Annotated in this window: 18 protein-coding genes; 6 read left to right on the forward strand and 12 right to left on the reverse strand. The window is 64.1% G+C overall.

Annotated features, from left to right (window positions below; all coding sequences use genetic code 11):
* Window positions 1-59 precede the first annotated feature (59 nt).
* On the reverse strand, window positions 60-698 hold the full coding sequence (locus AWB82_RS10700) for a LysE family translocator (protein ID WP_086967110.1): 639 nt from the start codon (window positions 696-698) through the stop codon (window positions 60-62).
* Window positions 699-879: 181 nt separating this feature from the next.
* Here AWB82_RS10700 and wrbA point away from each other — a divergent pair, with 181 nt between their 5' ends.
* Window positions 880-1,482 (forward strand): NAD(P)H:quinone oxidoreductase, encoded by a 603-nt coding sequence (wrbA, locus tag AWB82_RS10705; protein WP_086967111.1) that lies wholly within the window; start codon window positions 880-882, stop codon window positions 1,480-1,482.
* A gap of 31 nt (window positions 1,483-1,513) precedes the next feature.
* Here the strand turns inward: wrbA and AWB82_RS10710 are convergent, their stop codons facing one another.
* From AWB82_RS10710 to AWB82_RS10720, 3 genes are read right to left on the reverse strand one after another with little or no spacing between them, the layout of a single operon-like run.
* Window positions 1,514-3,130: an alkaline phosphatase D family protein gene (locus AWB82_RS10710; RefSeq protein WP_086967112.1), complete on the reverse strand. Its 1,617-nt coding sequence runs from the start codon at window positions 3,128-3,130 to the stop codon at window positions 1,514-1,516.
* The gene (locus AWB82_RS10715; RefSeq protein WP_086967113.1) at window positions 3,088-3,678 is read right to left on the reverse strand and encodes a universal stress protein; all 591 of its coding nucleotides are present in this window, start codon (window positions 3,676-3,678) and stop codon (window positions 3,088-3,090) included. The genes AWB82_RS10710 and AWB82_RS10715 overlap by 43 nt, the downstream gene beginning before the upstream one ends.
* 30 nt (window positions 3,679-3,708) lie before the next feature.
* The gene (locus tag AWB82_RS10720) at window positions 3,709-4,095 is read right to left on the reverse strand and encodes a tellurite resistance TerB family protein (RefSeq protein ID WP_086967114.1); all 387 of its coding nucleotides are present in this window, start codon (window positions 4,093-4,095) and stop codon (window positions 3,709-3,711) included.
* Between the two features lie 401 nt (window positions 4,096-4,496).
* On the opposite strand from AWB82_RS10720, the gene AWB82_RS10725 reads away from it, so the two are divergent.
* Together AWB82_RS10725 and AWB82_RS10730 are read left to right on the forward strand one after the other, a co-directional pair.
* Entirely contained in the window at window positions 4,497-4,979 is a 483-nt protein-coding gene (locus AWB82_RS10725) for a glycoside hydrolase family 108 protein (RefSeq protein WP_086967202.1), read from the forward strand.
* Window positions 4,979-5,668 (forward strand): hypothetical protein, encoded by a 690-nt coding sequence (locus AWB82_RS10730; protein ID WP_086967115.1) that lies wholly within the window; start codon window positions 4,979-4,981, stop codon window positions 5,666-5,668. The genes AWB82_RS10725 and AWB82_RS10730 overlap by 1 nt, the downstream gene beginning before the upstream one ends.
* 43 nt (window positions 5,669-5,711) lie before the next feature.
* Here AWB82_RS10730 and AWB82_RS10735 read toward each other — a convergent pair whose 3' ends face one another.
* Window positions 5,712-6,257 (reverse strand): Spy/CpxP family protein refolding chaperone, encoded by a 546-nt coding sequence (locus tag AWB82_RS10735; protein WP_086967116.1) that lies wholly within the window; start codon window positions 6,255-6,257, stop codon window positions 5,712-5,714.
* Between the two features lie 246 nt (window positions 6,258-6,503).
* Window positions 6,504-7,271 carry an IclR family transcriptional regulator domain-containing protein gene (locus AWB82_RS10740; protein WP_086967117.1) on the reverse strand — a complete coding sequence of 256 codons (768 nt, stop codon included), beginning with the start codon at window positions 7,269-7,271 and terminating at the stop codon, window positions 6,504-6,506.
* 268 nt (window positions 7,272-7,539) lie between these two features.
* On the opposite strand from AWB82_RS10740, the gene AWB82_RS10745 reads away from it, so the two are divergent.
* Together AWB82_RS10745 and AWB82_RS10750 are read left to right on the forward strand one after the other, a co-directional pair.
* Window positions 7,540-8,949, forward strand: coding sequence for an MFS transporter (locus AWB82_RS10745; protein WP_086967118.1), 1,410 nt, complete (start codon window positions 7,540-7,542; stop codon window positions 8,947-8,949).
* Window positions 8,950-9,076: 127 nt separating this feature from the next.
* Window positions 9,077-9,991, forward strand: a complete 915-nt coding sequence (locus AWB82_RS10750) for a LysR family transcriptional regulator (RefSeq protein ID WP_086967119.1) — start codon at window positions 9,077-9,079, stop codon at window positions 9,989-9,991.
* Window positions 9,992-10,000: 9 nt separating this feature from the next.
* On the opposite strand, the gene AWB82_RS10755 is transcribed toward AWB82_RS10750, so the two are convergent.
* Window positions 10,001-10,885, reverse strand: coding sequence for a bifunctional helix-turn-helix transcriptional regulator/GNAT family N-acetyltransferase (locus AWB82_RS10755; RefSeq protein ID WP_086967120.1), 885 nt, complete (start codon window positions 10,883-10,885; stop codon window positions 10,001-10,003).
* Window positions 10,886-10,917: 32 nt separating this feature from the next.
* A complete protein-coding gene (locus tag AWB82_RS10760; protein WP_086967203.1) occupies window positions 10,918-11,946 on the reverse strand; it encodes an AraC family transcriptional regulator in 1,029 nt (342 codons plus the stop codon).
* 171 nt (window positions 11,947-12,117) lie between these two features.
* On the opposite strand from AWB82_RS10760, the gene AWB82_RS10765 reads away from it, so the two are divergent.
* A complete protein-coding gene (locus AWB82_RS10765) occupies window positions 12,118-12,969 on the forward strand; it encodes a class I SAM-dependent methyltransferase (protein ID WP_086967121.1) in 852 nt (283 codons plus the stop codon).
* Between the two features lie 42 nt (window positions 12,970-13,011).
* On the opposite strand, the gene AWB82_RS10770 is transcribed toward AWB82_RS10765, so the two are convergent.
* The 4 genes from AWB82_RS10770 to AWB82_RS10785 form a co-directional block, all read right to left on the reverse strand.
* Entirely contained in the window at window positions 13,012-14,058 is a 1,047-nt protein-coding gene (locus AWB82_RS10770) for a Gfo/Idh/MocA family protein (protein ID WP_086967122.1), read from the reverse strand.
* Window positions 14,059-14,122: 64 nt separating this feature from the next.
* The gene (locus AWB82_RS10775; RefSeq protein ID WP_086967123.1) at window positions 14,123-14,338 is read right to left on the reverse strand and encodes a hypothetical protein; all 216 of its coding nucleotides are present in this window, start codon (window positions 14,336-14,338) and stop codon (window positions 14,123-14,125) included.
* 80 nt (window positions 14,339-14,418) lie between these two features.
* Window positions 14,419-15,798, reverse strand: a complete 1,380-nt coding sequence (locus AWB82_RS10780; protein WP_086967124.1) for an ATP-binding protein — start codon at window positions 15,796-15,798, stop codon at window positions 14,419-14,421.
* Entirely contained in the window at window positions 15,795-16,457 is a 663-nt protein-coding gene (locus AWB82_RS10785) for a response regulator (RefSeq protein ID WP_086967125.1), read from the reverse strand. The genes AWB82_RS10780 and AWB82_RS10785 overlap by 4 nt, the downstream gene beginning before the upstream one ends.
* Window positions 16,458-16,537: the final 80 nt, after the last annotated feature.

The following is a 16,537-nucleotide window of genomic DNA, read 5'->3' on the forward strand; positions in this document are numbered from 1 at the left end:
GAGCGTAGCCGCCCATCGCCCGGATGCAAAGCCGAACCGCGAAAGATGCGGCAAATCCGCTACACGCGCGAGGTGAGCAAGCGCAGGCCCGCCGCGCCGAACGCGAGCGCGAGGCACGCATCGAGGCCGCGCTGAATGCGCTTGTAGATGCGTCGCGCGGACGCCATCGAGAAGAGCGCGGCATATCCGCCGAACACGCACGCGCCGATGCACAGGCAACCCGCGACGACCACGAGCATATGTCCCGGCCCTTCCCCTGCGGACGAACCGAGCGCCGCCACCGACATCCACACGAGAATCGCTTTCGGATTGGTGAGATGCAGGAGCGCGCCGCGCGCGTAGAGTCGGCGTCCACTTTGATCCTGCGCCTGCGCCGACGATGCCCGCACCGGCGGTTTCAACGCCGCGCGAGCCGACTTGAGCGCGAGCCACAGCAGATACAGCCCGCCGCAGATCTTCACGCCGACGAGAAAGCCCGAGTACGCCGTGAGCGCGGCGGAGAGGCCGAGCGCGGCGAGCATCGCCCAGAAAAACGAGCCGGACATCACGCCCGCCGCGAACGCGAAGGCCGCGCGCCGCCCCGACGTGCTCGCAATCGACATGATCGCGAGATTGCTCGGCCCGGGACTCGCCGTGCCGACGAAATAGGCCGAATAAGCGATCAGCAGATTCGCGCTGAGCCAGGCGTGGCCGTTCATGGCGGTCGGGTCTCCGGTTCGGTTTTCGAGAGTGTCGCCGAAGCAAGGCGCGCGCGTCCATGAACGCTTCGGATTTGCGCGGGCAGGCCAGTTCCTTGCGTAAGCGTTCGCCGATGCTATCTTTGAATGCGCGCAAGGAACCGCGCATCTCAATCGGATGCACCTCACACAAGGACACGTCATGGCGAAAGTTCTGGTTCTCTACTATTCGATGTACGGCCACGTAGAAACAATGGCGCAGGCGATTGCGGAAGGCGCGCGCGGCGTCGCGGGCGCGGAGGTCACGCTAAAACGCGTGCCCGAAACGATTCCCGCCGATCAGGCCGCGAAGATCGGCGTGAAGCTCGATCAACAGGCGCCGGTCGCCACCGTCGATGAACTCGCCGATTACGACGCGATCATTTTCGGCACGCCGACGCGCTTCGGCAACATGACAGGTCAGATGCGCACCTTCCTCGACCAGACGGGCGGGCTGTGGGTGAAAGGCGCGCTCGTCGGCAAGATCGGCAGCGTGTTTTCGTCGACCGCATCGCAACACGGCGGGCAGGAAACCACGATCACATCGTTCCATAACACGCTGCTGCATCATGGAATGGTGATCGTCGGCGTGCCGTATGCGTGCGCCGGACTCACGAACATGAGCGAAATTTCGGGCGGCACGCCCTACGGCGCGACCACGCTCGCCTCGCCCGACGGCAGCCGCCAGCCGTCGCAAAACGAGCTCGATATCGCGCGCTATCAGGGTAAGCACGTCGCCGAACTGGCGGCGAAGCTCGCCGGATAAGCGCTATCGCGCGTGAAGATCGAAGCGACGCTCAGGCTTCGCTGTCGAGCTTCACTTCGTAGAGCGGCTTGCCGTTCAGATCGTGCAGCGAGACCGTCAGCGCGCGGCTGGCGGGATCGATCTTCGCGCGGCCATAGAACTGCTGCAGCGCCGCGGGCGAACGGTTCTGCGGATTGTCCTTCGGCACGCTCACATAGCGCACTTCCGGACCGAACGTCATGTCGAGATCGTTCGGACCGAACGTGCCCGCGTTGATCGGACCGCCGACGAATTCCCAGAACGGCTTGAACTCCGTGAACTTCGCGCGCGACGGATCATAGTGCGTCGCCTGCGCGTAGTGCACGTCCGCCGTGATCCACACGACGTTTTTTATGTCCTCCTGCTTGATGAAGCGCAGGATGTCCGCCAGTTCCAGCTCGCGGCCGAGCGGCGCGCCATTCTCCGCATTGGCCCATGCCTCGAACGTGCCCTTCGGTACGTCGGGGTTCAGATCGGGCACGACGAGCGAGATCGGCATATCGCTCGCGATCACCTTCCACGTTGCGCGCGACGCCTTCAAGGAAGCCTTCAGCCACGCGCTTTGCTGCGAGCCGAGGAACGCCGAATCCGCATCGAGACGCGTTTGCCTGTTCGGAGAATTCGCGCCGCGATACGAACGCTCGTCGAGCATGAACACATCGAGCAGCGGACCGAACTGAAAGCCGCGATAGACCTGTTCCGGATCGAGCTGATCGATGCGATACGGGTTGTATTCGAACATCGCCTGCTTCGCGCGCGCTTCGAGCAGGTTGATCGCGCGCGTCTGATAGCGCTTCTCCGCTTCGCCGATAACTTGCCCCGGATACCAGTTGTTGCGCACTTCGTGATCGTCCCATTGCACGAGGAACGGCACTTCGGCCGCGAAACGGCGCTTGTTTTTGTCGAGCTGGTTGTAGGCGAAGGCCGCGCGATAATCGTCGAGGGTCTGCGCGACATGCGACTTGCCTTCGGTGACAATGTTCGTCCACATCGTGCCGTCGGGCAGTTTCACTTCCGCTTCGATCACGCTGTCCGCGTAGATCTGATCGCCCTGATGGACGAAAAAGTCCGGCGCTTCGCGGCGCATCGCTTCATAGATGCGATAACCGCCGAAGCGCTCGTTGATGCCCCAGCCCTGCCCCGCCTCGTCGCCGGAGAACACGAAACAGACCGGCTTGTTCGCATCGATCGATGCGGTGCGCAAGCGTCCCGTCACCGGCTCGCTGTATGCCTTGCCATCGACGAGATCGGCGAAACGCACGCGATAAAACACATCGGCGCCGGGCGGCAGACCGGTCAGATCGACGCGCGCCGTGAAGCCGCCGCCATCGAGCGCGGCCGGTCCGATGCGCCGCTGAAACGTCCTGAAGTTCTCGCTCGTCGAGTACTCGACGATCATGCGCGCCGGCCGGTCCGTGCGGCTCCAGACGATGCCGCTCGTCGCGGTGACGTCGCCGCTCATCACGCCGCCGGGTAGTTGCGGACGCAACTTGTCGGCGGTGACGACGGCGGGCGCGACGCCTTGCGCGAGCGCATCGGCGAGACCCGCGCCCGTGAGCGCGAGCCCCGTGCCGGAAACGAGACTCTTCAGCAAGGTGCGTCGGGACGGTTTGACGATGCGATCCGGCATGGCGAGCTTCCTCTCGAACTGTGCAATGGAGTAGTAGTGCGCTGCGTCGAATCGACGATGGTAAAACGTAACGGTGTCGCTTTTGTTTCAACGGGCGCTTCATGGCCCGCGCGGTTCGATGCGATGAGCACGCGGCGATTGCTGTAACGGCTCACCGCATCGGCAACGCGCTCTTCCCAGAAGCGCCAGTGCGTCGCCTTCGTGCGGCCCGTCAGGATGAGATCCGCATCGAACTCGCGCGCCGCCTGCGCGATCACGCGCGCGAGCGTCGTGCCGCCCGGCAGGTCGATCGTCACGCACGCGCCATTGATGCTCGACGCGCGTATCGCCTGTAGCGTGCGCTTTTCGACTTCGCGCGCGAGTTCGTCGACATGCGCGAGCGCCGCGCCGAAGTCGTACTGCGCGGACGATATCGCCCAGAACGGCGCGCGGTCCACCACGTGAAGCGCCGTGAGGCGCGCATTGAATTCGCGGGCCCGCGCGATGCCGAGCGCGAGCGCGGCATGGCTGCCATCCGGTCCCACTGCGACAAGAATGTGTTGTTGCATGATGTCGTCTCCGGTTGAGGTTCGCGCGATTCAATGCATGCGCCACGCGCGCTTCACCGCATCGATCACGGCGGCTTCGGTGCAGGTGATGACGCCATCCGCGACAACCGCCGATTCGCAGAGCGTGAGCACGTCGCGTCTCACGCGCTCGTCGCATATCTCTTCTGCGAGTTGCTGCACGACATGCGGATCGACGCGACACACGTCGTCCCACGTGAGATACGAACATCGCGTGAGATCCTCGCAGACCTCGCGCACGACTTCATGCAACTCGCCCGCATGAAGCCCGAGCCGCGCATAGAATCCGCGCCGTTCGAGCTCTTCCATTTCCGCACTGCCGATATGCCCGTCCGCGATCAGCGACATCACGACGATGCGCGCGGCGGCGCGGGGACTGTCCGATGGATAGTGGCGCATGACATTTCTCCTTGATGAAACGTCGTCAATGAAAGGCAGTGCGATGGTTTCGATCAGGAACGCGCCGCCCGGATGCCTTGCATCGTAGGCCCGGACAATTAGCTTCGAATGAGGGGCGTCGTGTCGGCTCGCATCGAACAGGCACGCCGAAAAAGCGTTGGCTTGCGCACGACAGTTCGCTTTTTCCGCGCTTGCCCCTTGCCCTTCGTGCGCCTTGCCACACAAGGCTTCCACGCATTCCATGCGCTGCCTGGCATAGCCGATGCATAAGGCTTGGCCGTCGCGTCATGACTGCCTGCCACTGTTTGACGCGACCGGGTCGGCGCCTCGTGCACCGGCCCGTTTCTTCCGGCGCCGCGACGATGGTTCCGGCGGCACGCGCAGGCGCCAAGGAGATCACCATGAACAACTTCGAAGACGCCTTTACCGCGCTGATCGGCAGCGAAGGCGGCTACTCATTCAACCCGGCGGACCCGGGCGGCGAAACGATGTGGGGCGTGACGGCGCGCGTCGCACGCGGCTACGGCTATGCGGGCGCGATGAAGGACCTGCCGCTCGATCTCGCCAGGCGCATCGCCAAGCAGAAGTACTGGGACCCGCTGCATCTCGACGAATTCGATCCGCGCGTCGCGTTCCAGATCTTCGATGCGAATTACAACGGCGGTCTCGTCGTGCTGTGGATGCAGAAGGCATCGGGCGCGAAGGAAGACGGCAAGTTCGGCCCCGATACCGTCGATGCCGTGAAGGCCGCCGATCCGATGCGTTTCGTTCTGCGCTTCATCGCGTATCGATTGCGTTATCTGAAGGGCTTGCATGCATGGCCGACGTTCAGCCGCGGCTGGACCGAGCGCATGGCGACGAATCTTCTCCTGGGAGCAGCATGATGGACTGGTCGAAAGTGGCGGCAACCATCGGCGCGAAGGCGCCTCTTCTCGCGGGTCTCATCGGCGGACCGGTCGGGCTCGGCGTGAGCACGGCAGCGGCGATCATCTCGCATGCACTCGGTACGCCGAGCGATCCGGATGTCGTCGAGACCGCGCTCAACGATCCCGCGGCGATCGACAAGATCGGTCAGGCCGAAAGCGCGAACTCGTTGCAGCTGCAACAACTCGTGGTGGCGGCGGCGCAGGCGCGCCTGTCGTTCGAAGCGGACATGGCGCGCATCGCGGCGGGCGACCGCGCCGATGCGCGCGCAATGGGCATCGCGAACAAGGACTGGGTGCCCAAGGTCCTCGCGATGTCGGTGACGGCCGGCTTCTTCGGCATTCTGCTGTTGATGGCGTTGCGCGCGCTGCCCGAGGCGAACCGCGATCTCGTGAACGTCGTGGTCGGCGCGCTCGGCACCGCTTGGATCAGCATCATCGGGTATTACTTCGGGACGTCGGCGGGCTCGATGCGCAAAACCGAACTGCTCGCGCAACCGAGCGTGCCGATCACGCCCGAGACCGCTGTCACGTTGCGCGATCCGGCGCCGGCGTCGTCGGCGCGCGTACCGTCCGGCGCGCACGACGACCATGCGCCTCGCGCGTTCGTGCCCGGCGGACAAGGGCCGATCTTCACGGGCGCGTCCTGAGCGTCATCGCGTCATCGCGTCATCGCGTCATCGCTTGATCGCGTCAGAGTCCGGTTCTCGGGTCGTACGGACGCACCGGATGATGCGCGATGTTCTCGAACTGCGGCCGCATCGCATCGCTGAAGGTCTTCTTCTGCTGATCGGTGAGGCCGCTATAGAGCCTGAGCCACGCCTTCGCCGATTGATCCGCCAGCGGCGCGTCCTGCTGCTCGGCCTGCTTGTGTATCGCGTGCAATGCGGAGAGATCGAGGACCGGTTGCTGGAGCATCGTCTGCATGCGCGCCTGCATCTGATCCGCGTCCATGCGTTCGCTGGCGTGACTCTGCTGCATCGCTTGCAGGGCGCTTTGCCATTGCACTTCCTGATCGGGCGTGAGATTGAGCTGGTCGTGCAAGACGCGCATGTTGACCGGCGGCACGTGGATGGCGATGTCCTCGTTCATCGGCGACGCTTGCGCATAGACCGGCGCGGAGCCGAGCCCGAGTGAAAGCGCGGTGACGACGGTCGCCGCCGAGAGCTTGAGCAACAGGCCGCTGCGTTGTGCCTTGCGTGCGGTGCGTGCGTTCGCCGATGCGTTGAGCTGGCTCATGTCGATTCCCCTTCCTTTTGTCGATGTCCGTATGCGGTTGTGTGCGTTTTGTCGCTGCAACCATTGAACGGAGTCTAAGGATGGGGAATTAGGGAAAAGTGAGGTGGATCGCCGGATGCGCAGCGCTCCCGAAAACCTTCACCTTTAAACCGTCGGCGATCGAGAAAATGCCTTAAAACAAGGGCTAAAAGTAGCGTTCGACACACGATCCCGGAAACCCTCACCTTTGCTGCGATTCCGGCCCGGCTAGATCACGTTCAACATCGACAACGCCGTCTCCTGCAACGGCTGCAGCACGCGGGCCAGCGCCGCCTCGGCCGTCTCCTTGCCGATCGGCATGTTCGCCGACAACGCCGCGACCACTTTGCCGTGCCGGTTCTTCATCGGCACGGCGATACCGCGCACGCCCATCTGCAATTGCTGCTCGATCGATACGTAGCCGTCCACGCGCGCCTGCCGGATCTTCTCGTAGAGCTTTTCCTTGTCGGTGATCGTGAGCGGCGTGAAGGGCTTGAACTCGGTCGCGTCGAGCCAGCCGCGCACCGATTCCTCGTCCATGTACGCAAGCATCGCGATGCCGCCCGACATGAGCGCGGCCGGCACGCGCGCGCCGAGCACGAAGCCCGTGGTCATCACGCGGGTCGAACCGTTGCGCGCGATGATCACGAGGTCCCAGTCGTCGAGCACGCTCACGTACACCGACTCGTGAATTAGCGCGCTCAACTGCTGCAAATAAGGCTGCACGATGCGCGGCAGCCGCGCCGATTCGAAATACGACCAGCCCATGCGCAGCACGCGCGGCGTGAGATTGAAGAGCTTGCCGTCGGTCTGCACGTAGCCGAGATGCGCGAGCGTCAGCAGATAACGCCGCGCGGCCGTGCGCGTGAGTCCCGTGCGCGCCGCGGCCTGCGTCGGCGTCATGCGCGCGTGCTGATCGTCGAAGGCTTCGAGGATCGCCAGCCCCTTTTCGAGTCCGGCAATCCAGTCGCGCTTGTCGAGTTCCGGTTTAGTCATGCTTGTATGTCTGTTTAGTTATAGATTGCAGGCTGTTTCGGCGATCCACAAAAGCCAATTGCTAGTGCTAACCCCCAAAGTGATCGATCAGCGAACACACGCGTGCGATAATCGCGCAAAATTTATCACAAGTCGTTGATCGAAAGGGGTTGCGCTTTTATTCTCCAATCACTTTCAGAGCGACGCCAATTCAGACGTTTCGAATGCTCCGCCGCTCGGCCAGTTTCACAGGCTCAACTTCATAAACCCATTGTTCGGAGACACCTCTATGGCTAGCCCTAAGGACGACGCGCACAGCGGCCGCCAGGCGAAGAAAGCGACCGCGAGCGGCTGGATCGGCTCGGCGCTGGAGTATTACGACTTCTTCATTTACGCCCAAGCCGCCGCACTCATTTTCCCGCAGTTGTTCTTCCCGTCGGGCAATCCGAAGGTGGCGATCATCGCGTCGCTCGCGACGTATGGCGTGGGTTACGTGGCGCGTCCGATCGGCGCGTTCGTGCTCGGCCATCTGGGCGACACGCACGGCCGCAAGAACGTGCTGCTCATCTGCATGTTCCTCATGGGTTTCTCGACGATGGCCGTCGGCCTGCTGCCGACGTATCACAGCGTCGGCATGCTCGCACCGGCATTGCTCGTCGTGCTGCGCCTGGTTCAGGGCTTCGCGGTGGCGGGTGAAATCTCGGGCGCCAGCTCGATGATTCTGGAGCACGCGCCGTTCGGACGTCGCGGTTACTACGCGAGCTTCACGCTGCAGGGCGTGCAGGCCGGCCAGATTCTCGCCGCCGCCGTGTTCCTGCCGCTCGCCACGTTCATGCCGGAAGACATGTTCAACTCGTGGGGCTGGCGTGTGCCGTTCCTGCTGTCGGCGTTCGTGCTGGTCGCGGGCTACATCATCCGTAAGGAAGTGCACGAAACGCCGGCGTTCACGTCCGAGGAATCGCACGGCGATCTGCCGAAGTCGCCGATCAAGGAAGCGTTCGCCAACAGCACGCCCGACATGATCCGCGTCGTCTGCATGGCGCTGATGAACGTGATCCCCGTCGTCGCGACGATCTTCGGTGCGGCATATGCGGTGCAGTCTTCGTATGGCATCGGCTTTCACAAGAGCGTGTATCTGTGGATTCCGGTGGTCGGCAACATCGTCGCGGTGCTGGTGATTCCGTTCGTCGGCAATCTGTCGGACAAGATCGGCCGTCGCCCGATGATGATCGGCGGCTCGCTGATCTCCGGCGTGCTGGCGTTCGCGTACCTCTATGCGATCAGCATCCACAGCGTGCCGCTCGCATTCCTGATGTCGCTCTTGATGTGGGGCGTCGTGTATCAGGGCTACAACGCGATCTTCCCGAGCTTCTATCCGGAACTGTTCCCGACCCGCTCGCGTGTTTCGGCGATGGCGATTGCGCAGAACATCGGCACCACGATCACCGCGCTGCTGCCCGCGCTCTTCGCAGCGGTCGCGCCTCCGGGATCGAACAACATTCCGCTGACGGTCGGCGCCATTGCCTTCGGCGTGACGGTCATCGCGGCGATCGCGGCCTACTCGGCGCGTGAGACGTATCGAATCCGCCTGAACGATCTGGGCAAGAAGGACGCCGTGCCGATGAGCGAGCAAGAGTACGAGCGCATGCGCGCCGACTCGATCTCCGTGGACAAGGTCGCCAAGGCGCACCACGCATAAGATGACCGTGTTGGAGTGATTCGCCGGGCCCTTCGGGGCCCGTTTTTTTTGCGCGCTGCATTCGCGCGTTATAAGCGCCGCGCCGCGATAACATGAATGCCTCTTGATCCATGACGCGGAGGCATGAATGGCCGGATTCAACGAACGTATCCTCAACGGCATCAGCGTGTTCGCGGCGATCGTCGATGCGGGCACGTTCGCCGCGGCGGGCGACCGGCTCGGCATGTCGCAGCCCGGCGTGAGCCGTGCGATCGCGCGTCTCGAAGCGCGCCTGAAAATCCGTCTCTTCGATCGCACGACGCGCAGCGTCTCGCTCACCGACGACGGCCGGCGTTTCTTCGAACATGTGATGCCGCATCTCGCGGGTCTGGAGGAAGCGGCTGCCACGGCATCCGAGGGCGCGACGGCGGTGCGCGGCCGTCTGCGCGTGAACCTCGATCCGATCTTCTCGCGGCTCCTGCTCGGCCCGAAGCTCGACGCGTTCCTGAAGGCGCATCCCGATCTGCAACTCGAACTCATCACGAGCGATCGTCTCGGCGACATGATCGCGGACGGCTTCGATCTCGCCGTGCGTTTCGGCAAGCCGCGCGATTCGAGCCTCGTCGCGCGCAAGCTGCTCGACACGCCGGTGCGAACCGTCGCCGCGCCGTCGTATATCAGGCGACGCGGCAAGCCCGCGACGCCGCAGGCGCTCGCGCAAGACGCGCACACGTGCATCGAGTTTCGCGATCCCGAAACGGGGCGGCCGTTCGTATGGGAATTTCATCGCAAGAAGAAGCGCATCACCGTGGAGACGCGCGGCCGTCTCACGCTCAACGATCCCGGCACGATGCTGGGCACGCTGCTCTCGGGCCATGGCATCGGGCAGATTCTTCTGCTCGGTCACGAACATCTTCTCGCCGATGGCAAGCTGATCGACCTCTTCCCCGACTGGCCCGACGAGCGCTTTCCTCTGTATGCGTTTTATCCGTCGCGGCATCATCCGCCGGCGAAGACACGCGCGTTCCTCGATTTCGTCATCGCGTTGACGGGAACGCACTGAAGTCACGCGTCAACGCAATGCTTTCTCGAACCAGTGATCCGCATAAGCCTCGTCACTGAACGCGGCGACTTCGACATATCCCGATCGCCGATACAGGCCGATCGCCTCCGCGAGCGCCTTGTTCGTCTCAAGACGCAGGACTTTCGCTCCGCTTTGCAATGCGTGCGCTTCGGCCTCTTCGAGCAGCCGACGTCCGACGCCCAGTCCGCGAGCGTCGGCGCTCACCCACATTCTTTTCAACTCGGCCGGCAATGCGCCGTGGAACTTGAGCGCGACGCAGCCTATCGCCGCGCCCCGCAGTCTCGCCACGATCAGCGCGCCGCGCGGCGCGGTCAGTTCGCGCGCATCGGCGGACAGGCTGACCGACGGATCGAAGCCCGCTTCGAAGCGCGCGTTCAGCTCCGCGAAGTATTGATCGATGCACCATTGCGCATCGGCGCTCGTCGGATCTTCGATCGCGAAGCGTATCAGCGAAGGTTGCAGCAAGCGCTCGACTTCGGCCATCGCCGCGATCAGCCTTTGGCGCTGCGCGTCGTTCAACGGTGCGAGCATGCCGCCCGCGACGGCGTCCGACAACCGTTCGAGTTCGGCGCGTTCGGCGCGGCCCGCTTCGGTCAGACTAGCGCGGCGCACACGGCGGTCGTCGGGATGGGCCTCGACCGCCACGAGGCCCTGCCGCTCCAGCGCCGCGAGCGTGCGGCTCAAGTAGCCCGAGTCGAGACCGAGGCGCTCGCGCAGCACGCGAAGATCGACGCCCTGCGCGCCGATCTCCCAGACGAGCCGCGATTCGCCCATTGGACGGCCGCGCCCGAGAAAACGATCGTTGAGCGCGCCGATGCCCTCGGCAACGGTGCGATTGAAGCTGCGAATCTGGTTGATGTCGGTCGGGTTCATTTCTCTGACTCTAGTCAGAGAATCGGCCGACGTCAATCCGAATTGACTTTCTGCGTGTGCGTCGCGGCTTCCACGCGGCTTTTCTCGCGACGCCACGTTGCGGGCGGCTTGCCGACGAGACGCTTGAATGCGCGAATGAACGCGGCTTCGGATGCGTAGCCGACGTCCTGCGCGACGCCTGCGATGGTCGAGTTCGTATTGCGTAGCAGTCCGGCCGCGACCTGCATGCGCCAGTTGACGAGATATTGCATCGGCGGCAAGCCGACGATCTCGACGAAACGCTCGTGCAGCGCCGAACGCGAGAGGCCCACGCGCTCGCCCAGTTCTTCGACGGTCCATTCGTGCGCGGGCGCATCGTGCATGACGGCGAGCGCGCGCCCGACGAAACGATCGCGCAGGCCCGCGAGCCAGCCGCGGCTTTCATCGGGCAGCACGTCGACGTAACGGCGCACGGCATCGACGAACATCATTTCGCTCATGCGTTCGAGCATGGCCTCGCCGCCCGGCCTCTTGTGACGCGATTCGACGACGGCCTGTTGCATGAAGTGATTAATCCAGCCCTGCGCGCCCGTCTCCTTGAGATGCAGCAGGCGCGGCAATGTCGCGATGAGCGGATTGAACGGACGCAGATCGCAGCCGAGAAAACCGCATACCAACATTGTTTCGTAGGCATCGTCCGGGCTTGGATTGTTGCGCGCCTCGACCGCGTCGTAGGTCAGCGTGAAGGGCAACTGATCGATCTTCGCCGACCAGGCAGCTACGTCGATTTCCGCGCGAATGCCGGGCGCGCTGGAGATCACATGCGCATCTCCGTGCGGAAACACGATGATGTCGCCGCTTGCGAGACGCACCGGCGCTTCGCCGACGATCGCGCCCCAGCAACTGCCGCGCGTCACGACGTGATACTCCATCACGTGTTCGCACTCCGGCATGACGATGCTCGCGATATCGCTCGCGGGCGGCGCTTCGGCCGCCCAGCTTCGATTGCCGCTCACGTGAAAGAAGAGCGCGCCGCGCAGACGCACGGTGCGCAGCACATCGGAAAGAATGTCGTGGCTCATGTGGCTCCCGCAAATCGCAAGCATCGCCGCGACGCAGCGCGACGACGAAGCGGACGAACGGACAATTCGCGGCGACTCGCGGGCAGGCGTCGAAGCGATGGTAACGGGATACTGCACCTGCCCGCTATCAGGGCGATGCTCGACACGTCATCCGAATCTGGAGAGGAAACCATGCATGCGTTGAATACATCCGCGGTCTGCGGCGAGCAGACCGAAGCGCAACCCGATTTCGCCGCGATCAAGGCCCGGCAGCAAGCCACCTGGGCGAGCGGCGACTTCGCGGTAATCGGCACGACGTTGCAGATCGTCGGCGAGATGCTTGCCGAAGCGATCGATGTGCGCGCCGGCGAGCGCGTGCTCGATGTCGCCGCCGGCAACGGCAATGCGACGCTCGCCGCCGCGCGCCGCTTCGCCCACGTGACATCGACCGATTACGTGCCCGCGCTGCTGGAAAAGGGCCGTGCGCGCGCGCAAGCCGAAGGGCTCGCGGTCGACTTCAAGGTCGCCGATGCGGAGAACCTGCCCTTCGACGACGGCAGCTTCGATGTCGTGCTGTCCACCTACGGCGCGATGTTCACGCCGGATCACACGCGTCCCGCGAGCGAGATGCTGCGCGTGGCGAAGCGCGGCGGACGCATCGGCATGGCGAACTGGACGCCCGAGGGTTTCATCGGCCAGTTGTTCAAGATCATCGGCGCTTACGTGCCGCCGCCCGCCGGGCTGCAATCGCCCGCATTGTGGGGCACCGAGCCGCATCTCGTCGCGCTCTTCGGCGCCGAAGCGGCCGACATTCGTTGCATACGCAAGTACTTCAACATGCGTTATGAATCGTCCGCCCACTGGCTACAGGTGTTCCGCGATTTTTACGGACCCGTGCATCGCGCGTTCGCGGCGCTCGATCCCGCGAAGCAGCCGGATCTCGAACGCGAGATCACCGGCCTGCTCGAACGCTGCAACGTAGCGGGAGCGTCTTCGCTCGTGGTGCCGAGCGAGTACATGGAAGTCGTGATCGTCAAGCGTTGATCGCGATTCACGCGAGCGCGGCGCGTGAATCGCGTTCGACGATCAGAGCGTGACGGGCTTCTCGCCGCGCGCGCTTTCGATGATCGCCGCGAGCGTCGCGGCATTGTCGAGACTCACTTGCGCGTAGTACTCGATGGCGGCGGCGTCGTGCGCGGCGACCATGCGCGCGAAGCTTTCCGCCGCGAAAAAGAAGCCGCTGCCCGCTTCGGACGCGATCGGCTCGAACGGCACCGAGTTCGGAATGCCGCGACGCACGCGCATCTGGCTCGGCAAATAGCCGAACTCGTCGCCCGCCGTCTGTGCGCTCGTGTGATTGAGATACTCGGTGTCGATGGTGCCCTGCGTGCCGATGATCGTCGCGTGCCGGTGATTCGCCGCATCCATCGAGCACGAGACTTGCGCGCGGCGGCCATCGGCGTAAATGAGCGTCGCCATGAGGCTGATGTCGACATTGCTGCCCGCCCACGTCGCGACCGCATCGACGCGTTGCGGCGCGCATCCCATCACGAGACGAATGAGACTCAGCGGATAGCTGCCCGCATCGAGCAGCGCGCCACCGCCCAGCTCGGGCTTCATGCGGATATTCGCGCCGGGATTGCCGACCGTGAAGCCAAAGTTCGCCTGGATCGCGCGCACCTCGCCGATCGCGCCTTCGCCGATCAACGCCATCATCGCGGCGGTCTGCGGCTGGAAGTAGTACGGAAACGCTTCGAGCAGCAGCACGCCGTTGCGATCGGCGGCCTCGAACATGCGCGCGGCTTCGTCGCGATCGAGCGCGAGCGGCTTCTCGCACAGGATGTGCTTGCCGTGGTCCGCGGCCTTGATCGCCCATTCGGCATGCAGGCTGTTCGGCAGCGGAATGTAGACCGCGTCGATGTCCGGGCTCGCGAGCAGCGCGTCATAGCTGCCGAACCACGTTTCGATGCCGTTCGCTTCTGCGAAGGTCTTTGCGTTCTCGTCGCTGCGGCTCGCGACCGCAACGACGCGCACGCGCTCGCTCGGCCTCACGTCACGCGTGAATTGTCTGGCGATGTTCGCGCCACCGAGAATGCCGAGGCGCAGGACGGACGAAACTTGAGTGGATGACAAGGCGGGCTCCTTGAATTTGTACCAAATGGTTCACTCGCTAAAAGGTACCACAATCGCGCACGCTTCAGGGCATGCACTTGTCGGGACGAACCTTCGCGCCACGCCGGTCCACCGGCACGTGGCAATTGTTCACGCGTTGATCGTCGCTCGCCTTGTCGCCGAGGCGTTCCTTCAAAGTCTTCGGCTCGGATGCGGCGGATGATGCCGCAGCGGGCGCTTCTGTCGCGAGCGCGGCGCAAGTCCACGCGAGACAAGCACATGCAAGAACGAGCGTCTTCATGATAGGCCCGCCATGAAAGGATGAATCAGCAAGCTTCGGCGCGCGGCAACCGCACGACGCCCCGCTTCTTGCGTTTTCATTCAGGCATGCATTCCGCTGACGATATCGTTCGCATGCGACGCCGATGCAACCGGGCGCAGGCCGCGCACCGACACGATCAGCCCGCTCGCGTCATCGCGATTCGCGACTTCGAGCGTCGCGTGATGCCTTTGCGCGACGCGCAGCGCAATCGCGAGCCCTAGCCCGCTGCCATGTCCCGTCGTGCCGACGCATCGATAGAAGCGGTCGCACACCCGCTCGATCTCGCTTTGCGCAATACCGGTGCCGGAGTCGAGCACGGTCAGCGCGATGCCTTCCGGTTCGCGGCGCAAGGTGACGTCGACGCGGCCGCCGTGCGGCGTGTGACGAATCGCGTTGTCGAGCAGGTTGTTCACGAGCACGGCGAGCGCGTGCGTGTCGCCCATGATCGTGAACGCATCGTGATCGTCCAGCGCGTGTTCGAGTTCGAGACCGAGGTCGATCGATCGTGCTTCGGCCAGCAGCGAGAAATCGCTCACGCGGATTTCGCAGAGCATGCGCAGGCTCATCGGCGCGATGGCCGCTTCACGCGCGGCGTCTTCGCGCGCCATGCTGAGCAGTTGCTGCGCGAGATGAATGAGGCGATTCAATCGGCCGTCGATTCTGGCGATCGTCGCGGCATCGACTTGCAGCGAGCCATCGCCGATCGCACCCTGGATTTGCAGCTTGAGCGCGGTGAGCGGCGTGCGCAACTCGTGCGCCGCATCCGCGACGAACGTGCGCTGCGCCTGCGATGCTTCGCCCAGACGCGCGAGCAGATCGTTCAACGCGTCGACGAGAGGACGTAGTTCGACGGGCATCGGCTTGTCGAAGGTAATGGATTCGAGCGATTCCGGCGAGCGCTCGACGAGCGATTTCGACAACCAGCGCACCGGCGAAAGCCCACGCGCGACGACCAGAAGCACGATCACGACGATCGCCGGAATCAGCAAGGCGAGCGGCCAGATCGTGCGCAGGGCGAGCGACATGGCGAGATCGTCGCGAATGAAATAAGGCTGCGCGACCTGCACGAAGCGGTCCGGCTGCGCGATGCCGAACGCGCGCCAACGAAAACCTTCCCGTTCCGCCGATTTGAAACCTTCGCCAAAGCGCGGCAACGCGGGCTCGTGCGGCGAGTGATAAATGAGACGTCCCGTCAAATCCCAGATGTCGATGACGAGCCTGTCGTCCGCGATGCCGTGCAGTTCGGGACTGCGGCCCTGCGCGACGTCGTCCGCCGTGATGTTATGCGGCAGCGAGAGCGCGACGGTGCGCAGCTCGTAATCGAACAGCTCGCCCGCTTCGATGCGCGCCGCGTTGAATATGCCGATGCCCGCGGCCAGGCACGCGATGCCGAGGCCGCAGATGAGCCATCCGAGCAGCCATCGGCGAATCGATGTCATCCGATCCTCTTCAATCGATAGCCGACGCCGCGCACGGTCACGATTTCTTCCGCGCCGATCTTGCGCCGCAAGCTGTGCACGTGGACTTCGATCGCGTTGCTGCCGACTTCCTCACCCCAGCCGTACAGTTTCTCTTCGAGTTCCGGGCGGCGAAACACGCGCGACGGCTCTTCGATCAGCGCCTGCAGCAGCGCGAATTCGCGCGGCACGAGATTGAGCGCGACACCGCCCTTGGTCGCCTCGTGCGCGGCGGGATCGAGCGACAGCTCGCCGTGCGAATAGACGGGATGCTTGTGCCCCGTGCGGCGTCTCAGCAATGCGCGTACACGGGCCGCGAGTTCGTCGAGATCGAAGGGCTTCATGAGGTAATCGTCCGCGCCGGCGTCGAGCCCGCGAATGCGGTCGTCGACGGCGTCGCGCGCGGTCAGGATCATCACGGGCGCGTTTCCGCCGTTCTTGCGATAGGTGGCGAGCACGTCGAAGCCGTCGCGTTTGGGCAGGTTCAGGTCCAGCAGCACGAGGTCGTACACGCCGTTGCCGAGCGAAAGCTCCGCGGCGCGTCCGTCCTGCGCCCAATCCACGGTGTAACCTGCGCGGCGCAACGCGGCGAGCACGGTCTCCGCGATCATCTCGTCGTCCTCCACCAATAACAGGCGCATGCACTTTCTCCAGGCTTGAAAACGTCGCCGCCGATTCTCCTGCCCGCATGCTTAAGCGTTACTTAAGCTTCGCGCGGCGC

Source organism: Caballeronia glebae (assembly GCF_001545035.1).
GTDB classification, from domain to species: Bacteria; Pseudomonadota; Gammaproteobacteria; order Burkholderiales; family Burkholderiaceae; genus Caballeronia; species Caballeronia glebae.